At 60.1% G+C, this 23500-nt stretch carries 25 protein-coding genes; 20 read left to right on the top strand and 5 right to left on the bottom strand.

Annotated features, from left to right (window positions below; genetic code table 11):
• The first annotated feature begins 24 nt into the window (after nucleotides 1–24).
• Complete coding sequence (locus ACIGEK_RS09785; RefSeq protein ID WP_397493156.1) at nucleotides 25–921, top strand: DMT family transporter; 897 nt, start codon at nucleotides 25–27, stop codon at nucleotides 919–921.
• Between the two features lie 65 nt (nucleotides 922–986).
• Here the strand turns inward: ACIGEK_RS09785 and ACIGEK_RS09780 are convergent, their stop codons facing one another.
• Nucleotides 987–1289, bottom strand: coding sequence for a DUF1883 domain-containing protein (locus ACIGEK_RS09780; protein ID WP_090256153.1), 303 nt, complete (start codon nucleotides 1287–1289; stop codon nucleotides 987–989).
• A 155-nt stretch (nucleotides 1290–1444) separates the two neighbouring features.
• On the opposite strand from ACIGEK_RS09780, the gene ACIGEK_RS09775 reads away from it, so the two are divergent.
• The gene (locus tag ACIGEK_RS09775) at nucleotides 1445–2476 is read left to right on the top strand and encodes an RNA methyltransferase (protein WP_397493155.1); all 1032 of its coding nucleotides are present in this window, start codon (nucleotides 1445–1447) and stop codon (nucleotides 2474–2476) included.
• A 102-nt stretch (nucleotides 2477–2578) separates the two neighbouring features.
• On the opposite strand, the gene nfuA is transcribed toward ACIGEK_RS09775, so the two are convergent.
• Nucleotides 2579–3163, bottom strand: a complete 585-nt coding sequence (gene nfuA, locus ACIGEK_RS09770) for a Fe-S biogenesis protein NfuA (protein ID WP_090256151.1) — start codon at nucleotides 3161–3163, stop codon at nucleotides 2579–2581.
• A 109-nt stretch (nucleotides 3164–3272) separates the two neighbouring features.
• Nucleotides 3273–3953, bottom strand: a complete 681-nt coding sequence (locus ACIGEK_RS09765) for an alpha/beta family hydrolase (RefSeq protein WP_397493154.1) — start codon at nucleotides 3951–3953, stop codon at nucleotides 3273–3275.
• Between the two features lie 105 nt (nucleotides 3954–4058).
• On the opposite strand from ACIGEK_RS09765, the gene ccoN (ACIGEK_RS09760) reads away from it, so the two are divergent.
• The 14 genes from ccoN (ACIGEK_RS09760) (at nucleotide 4059) to hemN (ending at nucleotide 17892) form a co-directional block, all read left to right on the top strand.
• Nucleotides 4059–5498 (top strand): cytochrome-c oxidase, cbb3-type subunit I, encoded by a 1440-nt coding sequence (gene ccoN / locus ACIGEK_RS09760; RefSeq protein ID WP_397493153.1) that lies wholly within the window; start codon nucleotides 4059–4061, stop codon nucleotides 5496–5498.
• Nucleotides 5498–6106: a cytochrome-c oxidase, cbb3-type subunit II gene (gene ccoO / locus ACIGEK_RS09755; protein ID WP_397493152.1), complete on the top strand. Its 609-nt coding sequence runs from the start codon at nucleotides 5498–5500 to the stop codon at nucleotides 6104–6106. The genes ccoN (ACIGEK_RS09760) and ccoO (ACIGEK_RS09755) overlap by 1 nt, the downstream gene beginning before the upstream one ends.
• A gap of 4 nt (nucleotides 6107–6110) precedes the next feature.
• Entirely contained in the window at nucleotides 6111–6296 is a 186-nt protein-coding gene (locus ACIGEK_RS09750; RefSeq protein WP_397493151.1) for a cbb3-type cytochrome oxidase subunit 3, read from the top strand.
• Nucleotides 6293–7231: a cytochrome-c oxidase, cbb3-type subunit III gene (ccoP, locus tag ACIGEK_RS09745; RefSeq protein ID WP_397493150.1), complete on the top strand. Its 939-nt coding sequence runs from the start codon at nucleotides 6293–6295 to the stop codon at nucleotides 7229–7231. The genes ACIGEK_RS09750 and ccoP (ACIGEK_RS09745) overlap by 4 nt, the downstream gene beginning before the upstream one ends.
• Nucleotides 7232–7610: 379 nt before the next feature.
• Nucleotides 7611–9053, top strand: coding sequence for a cytochrome-c oxidase, cbb3-type subunit I (ccoN, locus tag ACIGEK_RS09740; protein WP_397493149.1), 1443 nt, complete (start codon nucleotides 7611–7613; stop codon nucleotides 9051–9053).
• Nucleotides 9053–9661, top strand: a complete 609-nt coding sequence (ccoO, locus tag ACIGEK_RS09735; protein ID WP_397493148.1) for a cytochrome-c oxidase, cbb3-type subunit II — start codon at nucleotides 9053–9055, stop codon at nucleotides 9659–9661. Before ccoN (ACIGEK_RS09740) ends, ccoO (ACIGEK_RS09735) begins: the two co-directional genes overlap by 1 nt.
• A gap of 6 nt (nucleotides 9662–9667) precedes the next feature.
• Nucleotides 9668–9853 (top strand): cbb3-type cytochrome c oxidase subunit 3, encoded by a 186-nt coding sequence (locus ACIGEK_RS09730; RefSeq protein ID WP_339414380.1) that lies wholly within the window; start codon nucleotides 9668–9670, stop codon nucleotides 9851–9853.
• On the top strand, nucleotides 9850–10839 hold the full coding sequence (ccoP, locus tag ACIGEK_RS09725; RefSeq protein ID WP_397493147.1) for a cytochrome-c oxidase, cbb3-type subunit III: 990 nt from the start codon (nucleotides 9850–9852) through the stop codon (nucleotides 10837–10839). The genes ACIGEK_RS09730 and ccoP (ACIGEK_RS09725) overlap by 4 nt, the downstream gene beginning before the upstream one ends.
• A gap of 136 nt (nucleotides 10840–10975) precedes the next feature.
• Nucleotides 10976–12388: a cytochrome c oxidase accessory protein CcoG gene (gene ccoG, locus ACIGEK_RS09720; RefSeq protein WP_397493146.1), complete on the top strand. Its 1413-nt coding sequence runs from the start codon at nucleotides 10976–10978 to the stop codon at nucleotides 12386–12388.
• A 12-nt stretch (nucleotides 12389–12400) separates the two neighbouring features.
• Entirely contained in the window at nucleotides 12401–12925 is a 525-nt protein-coding gene (locus ACIGEK_RS09715; protein ID WP_397493145.1) for a FixH family protein, read from the top strand.
• 8 nt (nucleotides 12926–12933) lie between these two features.
• Nucleotides 12934–15342 (top strand): heavy metal translocating P-type ATPase, encoded by a 2409-nt coding sequence (locus tag ACIGEK_RS09710; protein ID WP_397493144.1) that lies wholly within the window; start codon nucleotides 12934–12936, stop codon nucleotides 15340–15342.
• Between the two features lie 38 nt (nucleotides 15343–15380).
• Nucleotides 15381–15599, top strand: a complete 219-nt coding sequence (gene ccoS / locus ACIGEK_RS09705) for a cbb3-type cytochrome oxidase assembly protein CcoS (RefSeq protein ID WP_397493143.1) — start codon at nucleotides 15381–15383, stop codon at nucleotides 15597–15599.
• The gene (locus ACIGEK_RS09700) at nucleotides 15592–16275 is read left to right on the top strand and encodes a sulfite exporter TauE/SafE family protein (RefSeq protein WP_397493142.1); all 684 of its coding nucleotides are present in this window, start codon (nucleotides 15592–15594) and stop codon (nucleotides 16273–16275) included. The genes ccoS and ACIGEK_RS09700 overlap by 8 nt, the downstream gene beginning before the upstream one ends.
• Before the next feature lie 234 nt (nucleotides 16276–16509).
• Entirely contained in the window at nucleotides 16510–17892 is a 1383-nt protein-coding gene (hemN, locus tag ACIGEK_RS09695) for an oxygen-independent coproporphyrinogen III oxidase (protein ID WP_397493141.1), read from the top strand.
• 27 nt (nucleotides 17893–17919) lie between these two features.
• Here the strand turns inward: hemN and ACIGEK_RS09690 are convergent, their stop codons facing one another.
• Nucleotides 17920–18384 carry a DUF1931 family protein gene (locus ACIGEK_RS09690; protein WP_397493140.1) on the bottom strand — a complete coding sequence of 155 codons (465 nt, stop codon included), beginning with the start codon at nucleotides 18382–18384 and terminating at the stop codon, nucleotides 17920–17922.
• Between the two features lie 153 nt (nucleotides 18385–18537).
• Here ACIGEK_RS09690 and fnr point away from each other — a divergent pair, with 153 nt between their 5' ends.
• From fnr to ACIGEK_RS09670, 4 genes are all read left to right on the top strand, one after another.
• Nucleotides 18538–19272 (top strand): fumarate/nitrate reduction transcriptional regulator Fnr, encoded by a 735-nt coding sequence (gene fnr, locus ACIGEK_RS09685; RefSeq protein ID WP_090256133.1) that lies wholly within the window; start codon nucleotides 18538–18540, stop codon nucleotides 19270–19272.
• A 28-nt stretch (nucleotides 19273–19300) separates the two neighbouring features.
• Nucleotides 19301–19849: an adenine phosphoribosyltransferase gene (locus tag ACIGEK_RS09680; protein ID WP_339527052.1), complete on the top strand. Its 549-nt coding sequence runs from the start codon at nucleotides 19301–19303 to the stop codon at nucleotides 19847–19849.
• Nucleotides 19850–19946: 97 nt separating this feature from the next.
• Complete coding sequence (locus tag ACIGEK_RS09675; protein ID WP_397493139.1) at nucleotides 19947–20762, top strand: ion transporter; 816 nt, start codon at nucleotides 19947–19949, stop codon at nucleotides 20760–20762.
• Between the two features lie 301 nt (nucleotides 20763–21063).
• Nucleotides 21064–21891 (top strand): metal-dependent hydrolase, encoded by an 828-nt coding sequence (locus ACIGEK_RS09670; protein ID WP_397493138.1) that lies wholly within the window; start codon nucleotides 21064–21066, stop codon nucleotides 21889–21891.
• Between the two features lie 28 nt (nucleotides 21892–21919).
• Here the strand turns inward: ACIGEK_RS09670 and ACIGEK_RS09665 are convergent, their stop codons facing one another.
• Nucleotides 21920–23485: a cation:proton antiporter gene (locus ACIGEK_RS09665; protein ID WP_397493137.1), complete on the bottom strand. Its 1566-nt coding sequence runs from the start codon at nucleotides 23483–23485 to the stop codon at nucleotides 21920–21922.
• Between the last annotated feature and the right edge of the window lie 15 nt (nucleotides 23486–23500).

Raw genomic sequence — 23500 nt, 5'->3', positions numbered from 1 at the left:
TTTCTCGCCGTCGTGGAGTTTGTTGTGCGTCTTGTCGACCTGATCCGTCTGCTATCACTTGCTGCAATATGGGGTGCTAGCTTTTTATTCATGCGCATCGTTGCGCCGGTGCTGGGCAGCATGCCCACTGCTTTTTTCCGCGCCAGCTTGGGCATGCTTGGCCTGCTGGCGATTCTGCTGCTGATGCGCGTGCGCTGGGACTTCCGCGGCAAACTCAAACACTGCCTGATGCTCGGGGTGATCAACGCCGGCCTGCCATCGGCCATGTATTGCATGGCCGCGCTGGTGTTGCCGGCGGGCTACTCGGCCATTCTGAATGCCACCACACCAATGATGGGGGTACTGATCGGCATGCTGTTCTTTGCCGAAGCCATGACCCTGAGCAAAGCCGCCGGCGTGGCCATCGGCCTGTTTGGCGTGGCAGTGCTGACCCGTACTGGCCCGGTGGAATTCGACCTGCCACTGCTTTGGGGCGCTGCCGCCTGCCTGGTGGCCACCGTTTGCTATGGTTTTGCCGGCTTTCTCACCCGACGCTGGATTGGAATGCAAGGCGGCCTGGATAACCGTCTGACCGCTTTCGCCAGTCTGTGCGGTGCCAGCCTGTTCCTGCTGCCATTGTTCGGTGGCGCCTTGGTCATTCAACCGCCAGCCAGCTGGGGCGGGCTCGACGTCTGGCTGTCCCTGGCAGGGCTGGGCTTTATTTGCACCGCCTTCGCTTACGTGCTGTATTTCCGCCTTATCAGCGACATCGGTCCAATCAAGGCCAGCACCACGACCTTCCTCATCCCGCCATTCGGCGTGCTCTGGGGCGCCCTGCTGCTGGACGAACCGCTGTCCTGGGCTTACCTCTACGGCGGCGTTTTGATCGCCATCGCCCTGTGGCTGGTGGTGCGCCCGAGCGCCGCGGCCAAGCCAGCCTGATTCGCGCCTGCAACAAAAAGCCCGCTATCTAAGCGGGCTTTGGAGGGATCAAGATCAACCAGCTCTCAGCTCAGGCGCGAAGTCGATTTGCGCACGATCTTGATCGAATGTTTGAGCGTCGGTTTGCGTGTGACGCTGATAGCTTTGCGCGAAACCGTGTCGATGGTGATATTCCAGAATCCGCTGCTGGGCACGGTGATCTTGGCCGGGAAGGTGTCGAACGCACCGCCGTGGTAGGTGTGCCGGCCACCATTCTTGAAGCTGCGGAAGTTGGCATCGCTCATCAGGCGAATATTGCAGGTCTGCGAGCACTCGATCACGACGACGTCGTCTTCGTTGAGGTGTTCGCGCTGGTGTATAAATTTCATCTACCGCTCCGCACAGCTGGGTCAGGCCAATCAGGTCGCTAGTATGAGTGCCCGACGCGGCTTGAGCAAAGGCTAAGCAGTTTTGCCGCGCACCCGACGCCTGCCCGCCTCGACACATACCACCGCAACCTGGCCGGTGGTAGCATGCGCGCCCCATGCATATTCACGACTTTCACCAACGCCTCACCGATCTCGGTGCCAAGCCCATGCACATCGGGCGGATTACCCGTGCCTGGCTGCGTGGCATGCCGCTGGATACCGGTACGCGTAATCAGAAAACCGAAAACTTCCTGCCGCTGGCGGTGCGCAATGCCCTGCCCGAGATAAGTCGCGAGCTTGATGGCCTAGCGCGCCTCAGCGCCGAACACCCGGCGACGGACGGCTCGGCGCGCCTGCTGGTGGAGTTGGCTGACAAGCAAATGGTGGAAAGCGTGCTACTGCCGCGCGATGGGCTGTGCGTGTCCAGCCAGGTCGGTTGCGCGGTGGGCTGCGTGTTCTGCATGACCGGCAAGAGCGGCCTGCTGCGCCAGCTGAGCACCGCCGAAATTGTTGCCCAGGTGGCGCTGGCACGGCGCTTTCGAGCGGTGAAGAAAGTGGTCTTCATGGGCATGGGCGAGCCGGCGCATAACCTGGACAACGTGCTCGAAGCGATCAACCTGCTCGGCACCGAGGGCGGCATCGGCCAGCGCAACCTGGTGTTCTCCACCGTCGGCGATCCACGGGTGTTCGAGCGTTTGCCGCAGCAACAGGTCAAGCCAGCCCTGGCTCTGTCGCTGCACAGCACCGATGCCGAGCTGCGCCAGGAGCTGCTACCGCGTGCGCCGCGTATCGATCCTGAAGAACTGGTGAAGCTGGGCGAAACCTATGCACGGCAGATCGATTACCCGATCCAGTATCAGTGGACACTGCTCAAGGGCATCAACGACAGCCAGGAGGAAATGGACGGCATTCTGCGCCTGCTCAAGGGCAAGTACGCGATCATGAATCTGATCCCCTACAACAGCCTGGAAGCTGACGAGTTCCAGCGCCCCGATGGCGACCGGATTGTGCAGATCGTGCGTTACCTGCACAGCCGCGGTGTGCTGACCAAGGTGCGCAACTCGGCGGGTCAGGACATTGATGGCGGCTGCGGGCAACTGCGCGCAAGGGCGACCCAGGTGCTTGATCGGCGCAAAAGCCGTGCTTGAGTGATTACTGCATTGTTGCCGTCGCGGCTAAATCCCACGCCAATGCAGTAAGCGCCATAAAAAATGCCCGCAGAGCGCGGGCATTTTTATTTGGCTACCGACTTAGTAGTAGGCATTTTCCTTGATGCTGTGGTCGGTCACGTCACGCACGCCTTTGAGCTCGGGAATACGCTCAAGCAGGGTTTTCTCGATGCCTTCCTTCAGGGTCAAGTCGACCTGACCGCAACCCTGGCAACCGCCGCCAAACTTCAACACGGCAATGCCATCTTCGACCACGTCGATCAGGCTGACTTCGCCGCCATGGCTGGCCAAGCCGGGGTTGATCTCGGTCTGCAGGTAGTAGCTGATACGCTCGTTGATAGGGCTGTCTTCGTTGACCATTGGCACTTTGGCGTTTGGCGCCTTGATGGTCAGCTGGCCGCCCATACGGTCGGTGGCGTAGTCAACCACGGCGTCTTCCAGAAACGGCTCGCTGACGGCATCGATCCAGGCGGTGAAGCTGGCCAGGCCCAGTGCGGTGTCTTCGGCCTTCTGCTCGCCCGGCTTACAGTAGGCAATGCAGGTTTCGGCGTACTGGGTGCCTGGCTGAGTGATAAATACGCGGATGCCGATGCCCGGGGTGTTCTGCTTGCTCAGCAGGTCAGCCAGATAATCGTGGGCAGCGTCGGTAATGGTAATGGTGCTCATGGCAACTCCTCGCAAACATGCGCGCAGTGTACGCCACTCGCCAGCGCCGGCAAAGTCCTAGTGTTTTAGTAGGAATAGCACTTATTCACCAAACACCAGCCCTCACCGGCTATGCGCAGAGAAACTGCGCAATCGCATCGGCTGCCGTTTGCATGTGCTGTTGATGAGTAAAACCTGAGCTTTTCAGTGGTTTGAGGTCATGATCACCCGCTGCCAGCCAGTGCAGCTTGATCGACTCAGCTAGCGCATAGCCCGCCACTGCCTGCCGGTCACCCAGGGCATCGCGCTCACCTTGGATAATCAGCGTCGGCGTGCGCAGCTCTGCCAGGTGCGCGACACGTGGCTTTTCCGGTTTGCCGACGGCGTAGAAGGGATAACCCAGACACACCAGCGCATCGGCGCCTAGTTCATCAGCCAACAAGCTGGCCATGCGCCCACCCATGGACTTGCCGCCAATCGCCAGCGGCCCTGCGACCTGTTGGCGCACCTGGCTGTACACCTCACGCCATTGTTCGAGCAGTTTGGCCTGGGGATTGGGGGGGCGTTTCTTGCCGTCCAGACGACGCGCTGCCATGTAGGCAAACTCGAAGCGCAGTACAGCAATCCCACGCGCAGCAAGGCTTTGCGCCATGTTCTGCATGAACTCACTGTCCATCGGTGCACCAGCACCGTGGGCCAGAACCAGGGTGGCATGCGTCTCGCCAAGCGGACGATCCCACAGCCATGCACTCTCACCCTGCCCCTGCACGTATTGATCCCCGTCAATACCCGTGACTTGCCCTTTGCTCATGCTTGCCTCGCTTAAAGAATCCGCTGGACTGCGACGCAGATCGTACAAGCCCGCAGCCGCTGATTTTCGATGATCTGCCTATAAACCGTGGATGGAAGCCCAGACATGAACACAGCAACCAGTTCCGCCTACAACTACAGGGTGGTTCGCCAATTTGCCATCATGACGGTGGTGTGGGGCATTGTCGGGATGGGGCTCGGCGTATTTATCGCCGCGCAACTGGCCTGGCCCGAACTCAACTTCAACTTGCCGTGGACCAGCTTCGGCCGCCTGCGCCCGCTGCATACCAACGCGGTGATCTTCGCCTTCGGTGGCTGTGCACTGTTTGCCACCAGCTACTACGCGGTGCAGCGCACTTCGCAGACTACCTTGTTCGCGCCCAAGCTGGCGGCCTTCACCTTCTGGGGCTGGCAACTGGTAATCGTCCTGGCGGCCATCAGTTTGCCGATGGGCTGGACCAGCTCCAAGGAATACGCCGAGCTGGAATGGCCGATCGACATTCTGATCACCATTGTCTGGGTCAGCTACGCCGTTGTGTTCTTCGGCACGGTGATCAAGCGTAACGTCAGCCACATCTATGTCGGCAACTGGTTCTTCGGTGGTTTTATCCTCACCGTCGCGTTGCTGCACCTGGTTAACAACCTAGAAGTGCCGGTCACCCTGACCAAGTCCTACTCGGCCTATGCCGGGGCCACGGACGCGATGATCCAGTGGTGGTACGGGCACAACGCCGTGGGCTTTTTCCTCACCGCGGGCTTTCTGGGGATGATGTATTACTTCGTGCCCAAGCAGGCCGGTCGCCCGGTGTATTCCTACCGGTTGTCCATCGTGCACTTCTGGGCGCTGATTGCCGTGTATATCTGGGCCGGTCCGCACCACCTGCACTACACCGCGCTGCCGGACTGGGCGCAGAGCCTGGGCATGGTGATGTCGCTGATTCTGCTGGCGCCAAGCTGGGGCGGCATGATCAACGGCATGATGACCCTCTCCGGAGCCTGGCATAAGCTGCGTACCGACCCGATTCTGCGCTTCCTCGTTGTATCGCTGGCGTTCTACGGCATGTCGACCTTCGAAGGTCCGATGATGGCGATCAAAACCGTCAATGCTCTATCCCACTACACCGACTGGACCATCGGCCACGTACATGCCGGCGCGCTGGGCTGGGTCGCCATGGTGTCGATCGGCTCGCTGTACCACATGCTGCCAAAAGTCTTTGGTCGCGACGAAATGCACAGCATTGCTTTGATTAACGTGCACTTCTGGTTCGCCACCATTGGCACCGTGCTTTACATCGCCTCGATGTGGGTCAACGGCATCGCCCAGGGCCTTATGTGGCGCGCTGTCAACGAAGACGGCACCCTCACCTACTCCTTCGTCGAAGCACTGGAAGCCAGCCACCCCGGCTTTGTGGTGCGGGTGATCGGCGGTGCGATCTTCTTTGCCGGCATGCTGGTAATGGCCTGGAACGTTTGGCAGACCGTGCGTCATACCAAGGCAGCAGAGATGGATGCCGCCGCACAGTTTTCGCTTGAGGGAGCTCACTGATGAGACACGAAATACTCGAGAAGAACATCGGCCTGATGGCTCTGATGATGGTCCTGGCCGTGAGCATCGGCGGCCTGACACAGATCGTTCCGCTGTTCTTCCAGGACGTCACCAATGAACCGGTGGCCGGCCTCAAGCCCTACACCGCGCTGCAACTGGAAGGTCGTGATGTGTACATCCGCGAGGGCTGCGTCGGCTGCCATTCACAGATGATCCGCCCGTTCCGTGCCGAAACCGAGCGCTACGGCCACTATTCGGTAGCCGGTGAAAGTGTCTACGACCACCCCTTCCTCTGGGGCTCCAAACGCACCGGGCCAGATCTGGCTCGCGTCGGCGGTCGTTACTCGGATGAATGGCACCGTGCACACCTGTACAACCCACGCAACGTAGTGCCGGAGTCAAAGATGCCTGCCTATCCATGGCTGGTGGAAAACACCCTGGACGGCCAGAACACCGCCGCGAAGATGAAGGCCCTGCGCTTTGTAGGTGTGCCGTACAGCGAAGAGGACATCGCCGGCGCGTCCACTGCCGTCAAAGGCAAGAGCGAGATGGACGCCATGGTCGCCTACCTGCAAGTGCTCGGCATTGCCGTGAAGAACAAGAGGTAGAGCCATGTCATTCGAATTTATTGATACAGGCACCCTGCGTGGCATCGGCACGGCACTGGTTCTGCTGTCGTTTATCTGCGTCACCCTGTGGGCCTATAGCGGCAAGCGCCGCACGGCCTTCGATGAGGCGGCCCTACTGCCTTTTGCCGATGAATCCAAGCTGGCTGCACCAAGGAGCAAGACCCCATGAGCACGTTCTGGAGCTGGTACATCACAGTGCTGACCGTCGGCACCCTGCTCGCCCTGTTCTGGCTGATTTTCGCCACCCGCAAAAGCGAAGTTCATAAAAATCCGACCGAGCAGACCATGGGTCATGCCTTCGACGGTATCGAGGAATATGACAACCCGCTGCCCAAGTGGTGGTTCATGCTGTTTATCGGCACCATCGTCTTTTCGATTGGCTACCTGGTGCTCTACCCGGGTCTGGGCAACTGGAAAGGCGTGCTGCCGGGCTATGAAGGCGGCTGGACCCAGGTCAAGCAATGGCAGCGTGAAGTCGACAAGGCTGACGAGCTGTACGGACCCATCTTCGCCAAATATGCTGCCATGCCCCTGGAAGAAGTGGCCAAAGACGAGCAGGCACTGAAAATGGGCGGCCGTATGTTTGCCACCTATTGCTCGGTCTGCCACGGCTCCGACGCCAAGGGCGCAGTGGGCTTCCCTAACCTCACCGACAGCCACTGGCGCTGGGGCGGCGAGCCAGCCGTCATCAAGACCACCATCCTCAATGGCCGTATGGGCGCCATGCCAGCGTGGGCACCCGTGATTGGCGAGGACGGCGTACAGCAGGTCGCAGCCTATGTACGTAGTTCGCTGGCCGGTCTGCCGCTGCCAGCTGACAAAAACCTCAGCCTTGAGAAAGGTGCTGCGATTTTTGCTGCCAACTGCCAGGCCTGCCACGGTGCAGAAGGCAAAGGCATGGCCATGCTCGGTGCGCCGGACCTGACCAGCCCAGCTGGCTGGATCTACGGCAGCAGCCTGGTGCAGTTGCAGCAGACCATTCGCCACGGCCGCAACGGCCAAATGCCCGCGCAAGAGCAGTATCTGGGTAACGACAAGGTGCATCTGCTGGCCGCTTACGTACTGAGCCTGAGCCAGCAACAACAGAACGCAACGGCACAGTAATCGCTAAAACCGCAGCACCCGGCTGGCGACCCCAGATCGCCAGCCACTCAACCAAGCCTCTCCCGCGCCCGGACAGCCGCCCGAGCCATGCGACCCAAAGTCGCACCCTTCCGACCAAGTGCACGCGCAACGTTTGACTTGAGCTAATCTTGTCGACAGTCGCCACCTGTCATAACTCCAAGGCGATTCCTATCTTTCGCGCTACGCCTGTAAGGCATTTATTGCTTGCGGCAATGTCTGGCACAAGTTGCCATGCATGCTTGCCATAAGCCCTGAAAGCCTTATCGTGCCGGCTTGTGTCGTTGCAATGAGCACCTGCTTTCTCCATACTTGCCGCCGATTTTTGCCCCTAAAAAATCCATTAACCGTGGAACCCATAATGAGCACAGCAATCAGTCCGACTGCTTATAACTACAAGGTGGTTCGCCAGTTCGCCGTAATGACGGTGATTTGGGGAGTCATTGGCATGAGCCTGGGTGTTTTCATCGCCGCACAGCTGGTGTGGCCTGAACTCAACCTGGGTATGGAATGGACGAGCTTCGGCCGTCTGCGTCCGCTGCACACCAACGCGGTGATCTTCGCCTTTGGCGGCTGCGCGCTGATGGCAACCTCGTTCTATGTGGTGCAACGCACCAGCCAGGTACGCCTGATCTCAGATGGTCTTGCCGCATTCGTATTCTGGGGCTGGCAAGCCGTGATCGTCGCTGCGGTGATCACCCTGCCAATGGGTTTCACCGGTTCCAAGGAATACGCCGAGCTGGAGTGGCCAATCGATATCCTTCTGGGCATCGTCTGGGTCGCCTATGCGGTGGTGTTCTTCGGCACTATCGTCAAGCGTCAAACCAAGCACATCTATGTCGGCAACTGGTTCTACGGTGCCTTCATTCTGGTTACCGCGATGCTGCACATCGTCAACAGCGCGGCCGTTCCGGTCAGCCTGTTCAAATCCTACTCGGCTTACGCCGGTGCGACTGACGCGATGATCCAGTGGTGGTACGGCCACAACGCCGTGGGCTTCTTCCTGACCACCGGTTTCCTGGGGATGATGTACTACTTCGTTCCTAAGCAGGCCGAGCGTCCGATCTACTCGTATCGCCTGTCCATCGTGCACTTCTGGGCGCTGATCACCCTGTACATCTGGGCTGGCCCGCACCATCTGCACTACACCGCACTGCCGGATTGGGCACAGTCCCTGGGTATGGCGATGTCAATCATCCTGCTGGCACCAAGCTGGGGCGGCATGATCAACGGCATGATGAGCCTGTCGGGCGCCTGGCATAAGCTGCGCACCGACCCAATCCTGCGCTTCCTGGTCGTATCCCTGGCGTTCTACGGCATGTCGACCTTCGAAGGCCCGATGATGGCAATCAAGACCGTCAACGCGCTGTCTCACTACACTGACTGGACCATCGGCCACGTACATGCCGGCGCTCTCGGCTGGGTAGCGATGATCTCCATCGGCGCGCTGTACCACCTGCTGCCGAAAGTCTTCGGTCGCCCACAGATGCACAGCGTTGGCCTAATCAACGCGCACTTCTGGCTGGCCACCATCGGTACCGTGTTGTACATCGCCTCGATGTGGGTCAACGGCATCACCCAGGGCCTGATGTGGCGTGCAGTCAACGAAGACGGCACCCTCACCTACTCCTTCGTTGAAGCGCTGGAAGCCAGCCACCCAGGCTACGTGGTGCGCATGATTGGTGGCGCCTTCTTCGTCACCGGCATGCTGCTGATGGCGTACAACACCTACCGCACCGTGCGTGCCGCCAAGGCTTCGGAATACGAAGCGGCTGCACAGATTCCTGCCGGAGTAGCGCACTGATGAAACACGAAATCCTTGAGAAGAATATTGGCCTGATGGCGCTGCTGATGGTTCTGGCCGTCAGCATCGGCGGCCTGACTCAAATCGTTCCGCTGTTTTTCCAGGACGTTACCAACGAGCCGGTGGAAGGCCTCAAGCCTTACACCGCGCTGCAACTGGAAGGCCGCGATGTCTACATCGCCAACGGCTGTGTCGGCTGCCACTCGCAGATGATCCGTCCGTTCCGTGCTGAAACCGAACGCTATGGCCACTACTCGGTTGCCGGTGAAAGCGTTTGGGACCATCCGTTCCTGTGGGGTTCCAAGCGTACCGGTCCGGACCTTGCTCGGGTTGGCGGTCGTTACTCGGATGAATGGCATCGTGCGCACCTGTACAACCCGCGCAACGTAGTCCCTGAGTCGAAGATGCCGGCATACCCTTGGCTGGTCGAGCACAAACTCGACGGCAAGGACACCGCCAAGAAGATGGAAGTCATGCGTGGTTTTGGCATCCCTTACACCGATGAAGACATCGCTGGGGCCAAGGACGCAGTAAAAGGCAAGACCGAAATGGACGCACTGGTTGCGTACCTGCAGGTTCTCGGCACATCCATCAAGAACAAACGGTAACGCACTATGGATATCGGGATGATTCGCGGCATAGGCACAGCAGTGGTGTTCATCGCTTTTATTAGCGTGGTGCTCTGGGCCTACAGCAGCAAGCGTAAATCCAGCTTCGACGAGGCCGCTAACCTGCCCTTCGCCGACGATCCCAAACCCAATGAGCGTGACGAGCAATCTTCCAGGAGCAATAACCAATGACCACGTTCTGGAGTTGGTACGTAACCATTCTGTCTCTGGGCACCATCTTTGCCCTGACCTGGCTGATCTTCGGCACCCGCAAGGGCCAGCGCGAAGAAACCACCGAAGAAACCGTCGGCCATTCCTTCGACGGTATCGAAGAGTTCGACAACCCGCTGCCCAAGTGGTGGTTCATGCTGTTTATCAGCACCATCATCTTTGCCCTCGGCTACCTGGCGCTCTACCCGGGCCTGGGTAACTGGAAGGGGCTGCTACCGGGCTATGACTACCTCGATACCGAGGCAAAAACGCCCTTCGCCACCAATATCCAAATTGCCGGTGATGTAGAGCGCAATGCAGGCTGGACGGGTGTGCACCAGTGGGAAAAGGAAATGGCCAAGGCTGAAGGCCAATATGGCCCGATCTTCGCCAAGTACGCAGCCATGCCGATTGAACAAGTGGCCCAGGACGAGAAAGCGCTGAAAATGGGCGGTCGCCTATTTGCTTCCAACTGCTCGGTCTGCCACGGTTCTGACGCCAAGGGTGCCTATGGTTTCCCGAACCTGACCGACAACGATTGGCTGTATGGCGGCGAGCCAGAAACCATCAAGACCACCATCATGGGCGGCCGTCAGGCAGCTATGCCAGCGTGGAAAGACAGCATCGGCGAAGAAGGCATCCGCAACGTTGCCGGCTACATCCGTAGCTTGTCCGGTTTGAAAAACCCTGAAGGTATCGCGGTTGATCTTGCCGCAGGTCAAAACATCTTCGCGACCAATTGTGCAGTCTGTCATGGCGCTGAAGCTAAGGGCCAACAGGCCATGGGCGCACCCAACCTGACTGACAAAATCTGGCTCTACGGCTCCAGTTTCGCTCAGGTACAACAAACTCTGCGCTATGGCCGTAACGGCAAGATGCCAGCCCAGGCTGATTTCCTGGGCAACGATAAGGTGCATCTGCTGGCGGCTTACGTGTACAGCCTGTCGCACGCAAAAACCGAGAAGTAATTCTCCTGCCCGGCAGGCGCGACCGCAGGTCGCACCTGTTGGGCAATCGTCAGGCGTACCATAGCGCAAGAGCCCGTATGACCCCGGCCGGCACGTATCGACCAGGGCAGCCAATCAACCGCCGTGGTACGAACTGATGAGCGCACAGATTCCAGTTAAAGACGTCACCCCTGCCCCGGCCAAGGTCGAAGTTGTTGACCTGTACGCCAACCGCGAAAAAATCTACACCCGCTCCTTCACCGGCATTTTCCGCAACTTGCGTATGCTCGGTGGCGCAGCCCTCTTCCTGTTGTACTTCGGCACCGTATGGTTGACCTGGAATGGCCGTCAGGCCGTCTGGTGGAACCTGCCGGAGCGCAAGTTCTACATTTTCGGCTCCACCTACTGGCCGCAGGATTTCGTTCTGCTCTCGGCACTGCTGATCATCGCAGCCTTCGGCCTGTTCTTTATCACCGTGTTCGCTGGCCGCGTGTGGTGCGGTTACACCTGCCCACAAAGTGTGTTCACCTGGGTGTTTATGTGGGCGGAAAAGGTCACCGAAGGTGATCGCAACCAGCGCATGAAGCTCGACAAGGCACCGATGACCACGCAGAAATTTCTGCGCAAGCTGGCCAAGCACGGCATCTGGGTCGGCGTATCGCTGGTCACCGCGATTACCTTTGTCGGCTACTTCACCCCGATTCGCGAACTGATCCCCGAGCTATTCACCCTGCAAGCAGGCGGCTGGGCGCTATTCTGGGTCGGCTTCTTTACCCTCGCCACCTACGGCAACGCCGGCTACCTGCGTGAGCAGGTGTGCATCTACATGTGCCCCTACGCGCGCTTCCAGAGCGTGATGTTCGACCAGGACACCCTGATCGTGTCCTATGACCCGCGTCGCGGCGAACACCGCGGCCCGCGCAAGCGCGATGCCGACTACAAGGCTGAAGGCCTGGGTGACTGCATCGACTGCAAAATGTGCGTGCACGTCTGCCCCACCGGCATCGACATACGCGACGGCCTGCAGATCGAGTGCATCGGCTGCGCCGCCTGCATCGACGCCTGCGACAGCATCATGGACAAGATGAATTACCCGAAAGGGCTGATCAGCTACACAACCGAACACAACCTCTCCGGGCAGAAGACCCACCTGGTACGACCACGCCTGATTGGTTACGCCGTAGCTCTGGTCGCGATGTTCTGCGTATTTGCCTGGGCAGTTGCCGACCGCTCGCTGGTGGAACTGGATGTGCTCAAGGACCGCGTACTCTACCGGGAGAACGAAGAAGGCAGGATCGAGAACGTCTACACCCTGAAAATCATGAACAAGGCCCAGCATGCTGTGACCTATGAGATCGAAGCTGACGGCCTTGATGACCTGGTTTATGAAGGCAAGCGCGTGATCAAAGCCGATGCAGGCGAAGTTCTATCGCTGCCCGTAGAGCTGTCCATCGAGCCGGAAAAACTCCCTTCGAGCGCCAATGAAATTAGCTTCCGCCTACACGCGGTGGATGACCCAAGCATCAAAACCGACGCCGCCAGCCGCTTTATCGGCCCCAGCGTGCGCTGATTAGAGAAGACCATGATTGAGCCCATAGCTGAAAAGAACGCCGAGATCATCAAGCCCTGGTACAAGCAATTCTGGCCCTGGTTCCTGATTGGCCTGCTGGCCTATTCAGTGGTCCAGGGGCTAACCCTGCTGACCATCGCCACGAAGAACCCGCCGGGGCTGATCTCCGATGATTATTACGACGTCGGCAAAGGCATCAACCAGTCCCTGGAGCGGGAAAACCACGCCATCCGCCTCAAGCTGCACGCCAGCCTGCTGCTCAACGATGACAACGGCACCGCCACCCTGCAGCTGGGCGGCAACAGCCGTCCGCAGCAGCTGGTGCTCAACCTGATCTCGCCGACTCAGCCGGAGCGCGACCGTCGGGTGATTCTGCAGCCGCAGGCTGATGGCAGTTACAGCGGGCAGATGATCGATGCCGTCGAAGGTCGCCGCTTTGTCGAGCTAATCGGCCAGGAAGGCGGCAAGGACTGGCGCCTGTTTGAAGAAGAAAACGTGCAGAGCGGACAGAACATCCTTCTCGGGGATGCTCAGTAAGCGCACCGATGGCCAGCCCGACTCCCTGCTATCACTGTGCTCTGCCGGTTCCTGCCGGCAGCCGTTTCCAGGCCCAGATACTGGGCGCAACCCGCGAGATGTGCTGCCCGGGCTGTCAGGCAGTGGCCGAAGCCATCGTCAGCGGCGGCCTGGAGCACTACTACAAGCACCGCAGCGAAAGCGCCACTAACCCGCAGAGCCTGCCCCAGGCGCTGCCCGATGAGCTGACGCTGTATGACCGCAGCGATGTGCAGCAACCCTTTGTCGAGCATGACGGCGAACTCAGCGAAACCTGTCTACTGATCGAAGGCATCAGCTGCGCAGCCTGTGGCTGGCTGATCGAGAAACACCTGCGGACCCTGCCCGGCGTCAGCGAGGCGCACCTCAACCTGTCCAATCACCGCCTGCAAGTGCGCTGGGCCGACAGCCAACTGCCACTTAGTAGCCTGCTCAAGGCCCTGCGCAAGATCGGCTACGCCGCCCACCCCTGGCAGGCTGATGCCGCAGCCGAACAGCTACAACGCGAGAACCGCCGCGCCATGCGCGAGCTGGGCGTGGCCGGCATGCTGTGGATGCAGGTGATGATGGCGACCATGGCCACCTGGCCGGAATTCAATATCGACCTCAGCCCAGAGCTGGACAAGATTCTGCGCTGGGTCAGCCTGTTTCTCACCACGCCGATTGTCTTTTACTGCTGTGGCCAGTTCTTCCGTGGCGCACTGCGCGACCTGCGCACCCGCCACCTGACCATGGATGTATCGGTATCCCTGGCGATTGGCGGCGCCTACATCGCCGGTATCTGGTCGACGGTGACCGGCCAGGGCGAGTTGTATTTCGATGCAGTGGGCATGTTTGCCCTGTTTCTCCTGGCCGGCCGCTACCTGGAGCGCCGCGCCCGCGAGCGCACGGCCGCCGCCACGGCGCAACTGGTCAACCTGCTGCCAGCCTCCTGCCTACGCCTGGATGCGGACGGCCAGAGCCAACGAATTCTACTCAGCGAACTGCGTATCGGCGATCAGGTGCTGGTGCCGCCTGGTGCGCTGCTGCCGGCTGACGGTCGAATTGTTCAGGGCCAGTCGAGCGTCGATGAATCACTGCTAACCGGCGAGTACCTGCCGCAGCCGCGTAGCGTCGACGATGCCGTCACCGCCGGCACGCTGAATGTCGAAGGCCCGTTGCAGGTTGAAGTGCAGGCCCTCGGTGATGCCACGCGGCTGTCGGCCATCGTTCGCCTGCTGGAGCGCGCGCAGAACGATAAACCGCGTCTGGCAGTATTGGCCGATCAGGTCGCACAGTGGTTCCTGCTGATCGTACTGGTGACAGCCGCTATCGTCGGTATGATCTGGTGGCAACTCGACCCCTCGCGTGCATTCTGGATCGTCTTGGCCCTGCTGGTCGCCACTTGTCCTTGCGCGTTGGCCCTGGCCACCCCCACAGCCCTGACTGCGGCGACCGGCTCGCTGCACAAGCTGGGCATGCTGCTGACCCGTGGCCACGTACTCGAAGGCCTGAACCAAATCGACACCCTGGTGCTGGACAAAACCGGCACCCTCACCGAAGGTCGCCTGACCCTTAGTGCCATCCACCCGCTGCGCGAGCTGGATGCCGACGCCTGCCTGGCCCTGGCCGCCGCCCTGGAAAATCGTTCCGAACACCCGATTGCCCGCGCCTTCGGCCAAGCCCCGGAAGCCGCAGAAGCGGTCGACAGCCATCCGGGCTTGGGCCTACAAGGGCGCGTTGGCGGCCGAATACTGCGCATCGGCGAGGCCAACTTTGTCTGCACACTTAGCACTCAACCCACCCCTGCGATTAGCGGTGAACACGGCCAATGGCTGCTGCTGGGAGATGAACAGGGCCCGCTGGCTTGGTTCGTACTGGATGACCGCCTGCGCGACGACGCGCCGCAACTGATCGAGATGGCCAAAGCCAAAGGCTGGCAGATCATGCTGCTGTCCGGCGACAGCTCGCCCATGGTCGGCGAAGTGGCACGCCAGCTGGGCATTGACGATGCCCGTGGCGGCCTTACCCCGGATGCCAAACTGGACGTACTGAAACAGCTGCACAGCCATGGCCGCCGCGTGTTGATGCTGGGTGATGGGGTCAATGATGTACCCGTCCTGGCCGCCGCCGATATCAGCGTGGCCATGGGCAGCGCCACGGATCTGGCGAAAACCAGTGCCGATGCCGTGCTGCTGTCCAACCGCCTGAGTAGCCTGGTTCAGGCTCTACACATGGCGCAACGAACCCGCCGCATCATCATCGAGAACCTCGCCTGGGCCAGCCTGTACAATGGCCTGGTGCTGCCTTTCGCCGCTATCGGCTGGATCACACCCATCTGGGCAGCGCTGGGTATGTCGGTCAGTTCGCTGCTGGTGGTGGTTAACGCTCTGCGTCTGACGCGCCTGCCCAAGCTGTAGGTGCGCGTCGCCCAACCCTATCGCCGCACGGAGATCCAATGCCCGCCCTCTATATCCTGATCCCGGTCGCCATCGCCTTGGTAGCTTTTGCCATCTGGCTGTTCTTCTGGGCGGTGGACAGCGGTCAGTACGACGACCTCGACGGCCCGGCCCACAGCATCCTGTTCGACGACGAAGACCCCAAGCACCAGGCTGCGGTCAGCCAGGTGCAACAGGAGGAGCAATCCAAGGAAGCAGGAGACAAGCCCGGTGCTTGAGCTGCTGCCGCTATTGGTTTCGGCACTGATTCTCGGCCTGCTCGGTGGCGGCCATTGCCTGGGCATGTGCGGCGGTCTGATGGGCGCCCTGACCCTGGCCATCCCACCCGAGCGACGCGCCCAGCGTTTTCAGCTGCTGCTTGCCTATAACCTGGGGCGCATCTTCAGCTACAGCCTGGCCGGCCTGCTGCTCGGTTTGGCAGGCTGGGCAGTCGCCAATAGCCCGCTGGTCATGGGTTTACGTGTGATTGCAGCGCTGCTGCTGATTGCCATGGGCCTGTACCTGGCTGGTTGGTGGAGCGGTCTGACCCGCATCGAAGCCCTCGGCCGAGGCCTGTGGCGGTATATCCAGCCGCTGACCCGACGCTTTATGCCGGTCACCAGCCTGCCCCGTGCTCTGGTACTCGGCAGTCTGTGGGGCTGGCTGCCCTGCGGCCTGGTCTACAGCACTCTGCTGTGGGCCGCGAGCCAGGGCAATGCGTTGAGCAGCGCAGCACTGATGTTTGCCTTCGGCCTCGGTACCCTGCCGGTGCTGCTGGCCACCGGCATGGCCGCCGAGCGCCTGACCGCCCTGCTGCGCAAGCAAGGCGTGCGCATGGCCGGTGGGATTCTGGTGATTCTCTTCGGCCTGTGGACAATGCCCGGCCCGCACCAGCACTGGCTGATGGGTCACTAGCAGGCCGCTGAAAATGTAGGCGAGGTCGCCAGCGCAAGGCAAAAACAGGTACAAAAGCGGAGTTTACAAGCTGTAAATGAGCATTTTTAACCTGTTTTTAACGCTGCGGTGGCAACGCAGGTCGTTTTTCAACGGCCTGCTAAGCGATAAGAGGCCGCTTGATACAGGTCAAAACACCTCAGGCGCAGCGCTCTTAGACTCCCCGGTATTGAAAGCCAAACCGGGAATACCCGCATGCTCAATGCCATCCAGTGGGACAGCACTCTGATCCGCCGCTACGACCAAGCCGGCCCGCGCTACACCTCCTACCCAACCGCCGTGCAGTTTCATGAGCGCGTGAGTCAGTTCGACCTGCTGCATGCCCTACGCGACAGCCGCAAAGCCCTGAAGCCACTGTCGCTGTATGTGCACATCCCGTTCTGCGCACACATCTGCTACTACTGCGCCTGCAACAAGGTGATCACCAAGGATCGCGGCCGCGCCCAGCCCTATCTGGAAAAGCTCGAACGCGAAATCGAGATCATCAGCCGCCACCTCGACCCGCAGCAGAAAGTCGAGCAACTGCACTTCGGCGGCGGCACCCCGACCTTTCTCAGCCACGATGAACTGCGCCACCTGATGGGTCACCTGCGCCAGCACTTCAACCTGCTGGATGACGATACGGGCGACTACAGCATCGAGATCGACCCGCGCGAAGCCGATTGGTCGACCATGGGCCTGCTCCGCGAGCTGGGTTTCAACCGTGTCAGCCTGGGCGTACAGGACCTCGACCCGGCCGTGCAACGGGCGGTCAATCGCCTGCAGACCCTGGAAGAAACCCGCGCCATCGTCGAAGCCGCGCGCACCCTGCAGTTTCGCTCGATAAACATCGACCTGATCTACGGCCTGCCGCTGCAAACCCCAGAACGTTTCGCCCGCACCGTGGCCGAAGTGATTGCCCTGCAACCGGATCGCCTGTCGTTGTTCAACTACGCCCACCTGCCAGAGCGCTTTATGCCGCAGCGGCGGATCAACACCAGCGACCTGCCCAGCCCAGGCGACAAGCTGGCCATGCTGCAGGCCAGCATTGAGCAACTGAGCGCCGCCGGTTACCGCTATATCGGCATGGATCACTTCGCCCTGCCCGACGACGAACTGGCCAGCGCCCAGGAAGATGGCAGCCTGCAACGCAACTTCCAGGGCTACACCACCCACGGCCACTGCGACCTGATCGGCCTAGGGGTGTCATCGATCAGCCAGATTGGCGATCTCTACTGTCAGAACAACAGCGACCTGAGCAAATACCAGGACAGCCTCGGCCACAGCGAACTGGCCACCCTGCGCGGTCTGCACTGTGACGCAGACGACCGTTTGCGCCGTGCCGTGATTCAGCAGTTGATCTGTCATTTCCAGCTGCGCTTTGCCGATATCGAACAGGTCTACGCCATCGATTTTCGCAGTTACTTTGCTGAGATCTGGCCACAACTGCAGCAGATGGCCAGTGATGGATTGATCGAATTGAATGCACAGGGTATCGAAGTGAGGCCTGCGGGGCGCCTGCTGGTGCGCTCGCTGTGCATGCTGTTTGATCGCTACCTCAGCGAACTAAACCAGCAACGCTTTTCCCGGGTGATCTAGCAGCCTGCGGACCGTAAAAACCGGGGTTTATTTCATCACCAGGCTGGCCACTTCCTGCATCTGCTGATCGCTCAGGTCCTGCTCACGCAGGGTCTTGATCAGCGTCGCGTTGGCGCTGCTCAACGCGCCCTGCAGAGAGGCCAGCTCGCCCTGTAGCGTCTCGATCTTTATGCGTTTGGCCTCGGGGTCTAAGCTCTGGTCCTGCATGACCTCTTGCAGCTCGGCTTTCTTCGCCTCGACCTGCGCCTTGAGCTCGCGGATTCTCTTGAGCAGATCCTTGACCACGTCCGGCAGGCTGCTCTCATCAATATCGCGGTTCTTTTGCGCCGCAGCAGAACGCGCCTTTCCCAGCTCTGACAGGCTTACCCGCAGACTGTCACGAAACGCCTGCTGATCCGCCTCGCTGCTCTCTACAACGCCTTCGGCCACAGCGCTCTTGCGCTCCAGCGCCAGGTTCATGCGGGTGCTCAATTGGGTCGATTCCAGTCGCATACGAATGCTCCTTGCAGATATTCAAAGCCGCATGGCTTATCGGCCGCACAGGGTAAAACTTGAACATTCGATCAGACTTGCGTCTTAGTGGCCCTACCTTGCGCCCTGCTGTAACCTTACGGCTATTGTGTGTTTACCCTAGGATCGCCAGCGATGTCCGAAAGCATCAAGTTGCATACCCCACACCAAGCCCATTGCAAGGACTGCAGCCTGGCGAGCTTGTGTCTGCCGCTGTCCCTGAACCTGGAAGACATGGACGCGCTCGACGAAATCGTCAAACGCGGCCGCCCGCTGAAAAAAGGTGAATTTCTATTCCGCCAGGGCGATGCCTTCAATTCGGTGTTCGCGGTGCGTTCCGGCGCGCTGAAAACCTTCAGCCTGAGCGATAGTGGTGATGAGCAGATCACCGGCTTCCATCTGCCCAGCGAACTGGTCGGCCTGTCCGGCATGGACAGTGATGCGTACCCGGTGTCAGCCATGGCTCTGGAAACTACCTCAGTGTGCGAAATCCCCTTCGAGCGCCTTGATGAGCTGTCGGTGCAACTACCGCAACTGCGCCGCCAATTGATGCGCATCATGAGTCGGGAAATCCGCGACGATCAGCAGATGATGCTGCTGCTCTCGAAGAAAACCGCCGACGAACGCATCGCTACCTTCCTGGTCAATCTCTCGGCGCGCTTCCGCGCACGCGGCTTCTCGGCCAATCAGTTCCGCCTGGCCATGTCGCGCAACGAAATTGGTAACTATTTGGGCCTTGCGGTGGAGACCGTATCGCGGGTATTTACCCGCTTCCAACAGAACAAGCTGCTCGAAGCCGAAGGTAAGGAAGTGCATATCCTCGATCCCATCGAGCTGTGCGCCTTGGCCGGCGGCAACCTTGAGGGCTGATAGACCCGCACAGCGCAGGACCTAGCCAATGATCTTCGACGAATTCAGCATCAAAACCCTGATCCGCCCGGTGGTGGACTTCCCCAAGCCGGGGGTGATCTTTCGCGATATCACCCCGCTGTTCCAGTCGCCACGTGCCCTGCGCATGGTTGCCGACAGTTTTATCCAGCGTTACGTCGAAGCCGATTTCAGCCACATCGGCGCTATGGATGCGCGTGGTTTTCTGATCGGTTCAATCATCGCCTATGAACTGAACAAGCCGCTGATTCTGTTCCGCAAGCAAGGCAAACTGCCCGCCGACGTGCTCAGCGAGAGCTACCAGACCGAGTACGGCGAAGCCAAACTGGAAGTGCACGCCGACAGCCTCTGCGAAGGCGACAAGGTGCTGATTTTCGATGACCTGATCGCCACTGGCGGCACCCTGTTAGCCGCCGCACAACTGGTACGGCGCATGGGCGCGAGCATCATCGAAGCCGCCGCGATCATTGATCTGCCCGAATTGGGTGGCTCGCAGAAGCTGCAGGACAGCGGCATTCCCACCTTCGCCCTGACCAGCTTCGCCCTCACCGACCAATAAATACGCCTCAAGGCCCTGACGGCAGCACTGCATGTCCGGGCCAGGTTGACCTTCGCGAATTCACTCGCCCACCGTTTACGCAAGTACCCCACAGACCATGAATGAAATACCCATGAACCCGACGTCCAGCTATTGGCGTCTGCGCCTCGGCGCGCTGATGGAAAGCAAAGCTATCACCCGCCTGGTGACCACCCTGATCGTGCTCAACGCGGCGATTCTCGGCATCCAGACCTACCCCGGCCTGATGGCCGACTGGGGCAAGCTGCTGCTGATGCTGGATCAACTGATTCTTGCAGTGTTTATCCTGGAGCTAGCGCTGCGCTTTATCGCCCGCGGCCTGGGCCTGCTGCGTGATCCCTGGGCAGTATTCGACTGCCTGGTAGTGGGCGTGGCCCTGGTGCCGTCCAGCGGACCATTCGCGGTGCTGCGTGCACTGCGAGTTTTGCGCGTGCTGCGGCTGATTTCGATCAACCCGAACATGCGCCGGGTGGTCGAAGCGCTGCTGTCCTCGTTGCCGGGCATGGGCAGTATCGCCATGTTGCTGGGTTTGGTGTTCTACGTGGCGGCGGTGATGGCCACTCAGCTGTTCGGCGCGGCCTTCCCCGAGTGGTTCGGCAGCCTTGGTGCCAGCCTCTATACCCTGTTCCAGGTGATGACGCTGGAAAGTTGGTCGATGGGCATCGTGCGCCCGGTGATGGAAACCTTCCCGCTGGCGTGGCTGTATTTCCTGCCGTTTATCCTGATTGCCACCTTTATGATGCTCAACCTGTTTATCGCCGTGGTGGTCAATGCCATGCAAACCACCCATGAACAGGAAGCCAAGCTGGCCCCGCCTTCGCCCACCGAGCAATTGCTGCTCGATGAACTGCGCGCCCTGCGTGCGGAAGTCGCCGAGCTGCACCAGCAGCGCTGACGCCACGGCTGCCAGCCCTCAGTAGTGCATTGCGCCGCCCTGACGCGATGCGCTACTGGCAAAGATCGCACTCCCGCCACGACCAACCCCACTCGCGGCCCTGACGGGCCTGAGCTTGACGAACTGTCCGACAACTATCCATAAGTTGGCGCAAATCCGGCCGCCCTGGCCAGGAATGACCTCGCGCCTGAAACGCCCTCGGCTAAAGATAAATCACGGCCCAAGACAGCCCAGCCTGTCGACCCAAGCCCCATAACAAGAGCGGTCGCGAACGCGACCAAGATGCCGAGGAGTCGCCCTTATGACAGCCAAAACCAGCACCCCAACCGCCAGCTTTCCCGTGCGTCGCATGGACTTCAGCTTCGATGAAGGCCAGAAGTTCTGGTTTGCCGGCGACCCCTTTATGAGCCACTTCATGAACAACCTGTCGTCGCTGTTCCCCTATGGCGAAAAGTTCTTCGTCGACAGCGTGCGCGCCGTACGTGAACAGGTCAGCGAGCCGCAGCTGAAGAAGGACATCAGCGCGTTTATCGGCCAGGAAGCCATGCACTCCAAGGAGCACGCGGCCTATAACGACTACGCCGCCGAGCACAATATCGACCTGGAACTGCTGGAACTGCGCATCAAGGTGCTGCTGGAGTGGGTCACCAAGATCACCACCAAGAAGCAGCGTCTGGCCGCCACCTGTGCCCTGGAGCACTTCACCGCAACCATGGCCGAGCAACTGCTGCAGCGCGAAGACCTGACCACGCAGATGAACGACCCCAAGCTCTATCAGCTGTGGATGTGGCATGCGATTGAAGAGAACGAGCACAAAGCGGTCTGCTACGACGTGTACCAGAAGGTCTACGGCGGCTATTTCACCCGCATCGGCATGATGGCGATTTCCACCGTGATCTTCTTCGGCGTGATCGGCTGGTTCCAGCTGCACCTGCTGCGCAAGGACGGCCAGCTGTTCAACTGGCGCAGCTGGGGCAAGGGTTTGAAGATGCTGTTCGGCCCACGCAATGGTTTTCTGACCAAGCTGATTCCATCGTACCTGGACTACTACCGCCCCGGCTTCCACCCCTTCGACCACGACAGCAAGGCGCTAGAGCTGCGCTGGCGCCAGCGTCTGGGTTTCAACTAAGCACAGCGTGCCTGCCGAGGGTAACTGCTCAATCCGCAGCGACCTCGGCCCGGCTCTCCAGAGTGCGCAACACATGCTCGGCCAACCCCGCGCCTGCCTCGCTCATGGTCAGATAGGTACGATCGGCACCCGCTTGCTGGATACGCATGGCGATATCCTCATACAGCGCATGGGATACCACCAGGCCATTAAAACCTCGCTCGCGCAGCTTCTGCGTGGCAATCACCTTGGCCTCCTCATCGTTAAGCGAGAGGATCACTGCATCGACATTGGGCATCTGCAGGTGCTGCCAGAACATCGGGTCCTCACCGTCGGCGAACAACACACGGCGCCCCACTTTGTTGCTCTGCTCGATCACCACCGGGTCGGAATCCAGCCCCACCACCTGATAGCCCTTCTCCTGCAAATAGTCATAGGCCGCACGCCCGGTACGTCCCATGCCCATCACCAGCACCTGGGAGAAACCGAGCGAAACCGGCTGCTCATCGGGGTGACGAATGTTCCGTTCAAGGGCGATCAGGCGCTTGGCCAGACGTTCGTATAACGGGTGAACAACGCGGTTAAGCGGCGCGGAAATCACAAATGACAACGCTACGGTAATCGCCAGGGGAATCATCCACTGAGGTAACACCACGCTGGCCATGATCAGGCCGAACTCGCTGTAATTGGTCAGGGTTACGCTGCTGAGAAAGGCACTGCGTGCGCGCAAGCGGAACAACAGGAAGAGAAAGAAGAACAGCACGCCCTTGAGCGGCAGCAGCACCGCCATGATCAGGGCGAACTTCAAGGCAGCGGCATCCGGCAGGCCACCAATGCCAATTTGCAGAAAGAAACCGACCAGAAAGATTTCCTTGATGCCCCACAACGAATTGGCCAACTCCGTAGCCCGTTTGTGCTTGGCCAGCATGGCGCCGAAAGCCAACGCGCCCAACTCGGAACTCAAACCCAGTTGCTCGAAGCCGTAACCGCCCAGCACCAGCGCCAGCAACAGGCCGAGCAGCACCATCAGCTCCTCATGACCGCTGGCATCAAGCAGGCGAAACAACAACGGCCGCATTAGCGGCAGCCCAAACAACAGCAACGCCCAGGCCGAGGGCACCTTACCGCTGGCCAGGCTCATCACCACCAAGGCGATCAAGTCCTGGATGATCAATACACCAATCGCCACCCGACCATGGAAGGCGCGCAGTTCGCGCTTGCCCTCCAGCACCTTGGCCGCCAGCACAGTGCTGGAAAACGACAGCGCCATGGCCAGCAGCAGGCCCTGCTGCCAGGGCAGCTCCAGCAGCAATAGAATCGCGGGGAGGAAGATCAGGCTGGAAATGGCGAAATGCAGCAAGCCGCCACCGATCACCTCACGCCGCACCAAGTTACTGACTTTCAGCTTGAGGCCCACGGTAAAAAGCAACAGCAGTACGCCCAGGTGCGCGATGTGATCCAGCGCCGCACTGTCACGCGGGCCAACCCCGATGTAGTCACCAAAACCGGCCAAGGCAAAACCAGCGCCCAAATAGCCCACCAACGGCGGCAGACCAACGCCCCGCGCCATCAGCCCCATGACAAAGGCAAAGGCAATCCAGGTGGCTTCGATCATAGGGGGTCCTTAATG

Origin of the sequence: Pseudomonas sp. NPDC079086, from assembly GCF_044542155.1 — a bacterium.
Lineage (GTDB): Bacteria > Pseudomonadota > Gammaproteobacteria > Pseudomonadales > Pseudomonadaceae > Aquipseudomonas.
The sequence above is the reverse complement of the archived record's forward strand: the minus strand, read 5'-3'. Positions and strand labels throughout refer to the sequence as shown.